This window comes from Streptomyces musisoli, from assembly GCF_016741855.1.
Taxonomy (GTDB): Bacteria; Actinomycetota; Actinomycetes; order Streptomycetales; family Streptomycetaceae; genus Streptomyces; species Streptomyces musisoli.
Window position 1 is genome coordinate 1 of the sequence record NZ_JAERRH010000142.1, and the last position, 235, is coordinate 235.

The 235-nt window shown below is 72.3% G+C and carries 1 protein-coding gene; it reads right to left on the reverse strand.

The features are described from left to right. Nucleotides 1–235 (reverse strand): beta-ketoacyl synthase N-terminal-like domain-containing protein (locus JK361_RS42985; protein WP_268983319.1); only part of this gene is annotated, 235 nt, incomplete at both ends.

Consider the following 235-nt stretch of genomic DNA (forward strand, 5'->3'; position numbering starts at 1 on the left):
CCGCGGCCTCCGCGAACGCCTTGCACCGGCCGTCCGCCGCCAGACCCCGCTGCCGGCTGAACTCCACGAACAGACCGGGCGACGACATCACCGTCGCACCGCCCGCCAGCGCCATCGCACACTCACCGCGCCGCAGCGCCTGCACCGCCAGATGCAACGCCACAAGCGACGACGAACACGCCGTGTCGACCGTGACCGCCGGCCCCTCCAGACCGAACGTGTACGACAACCGGCC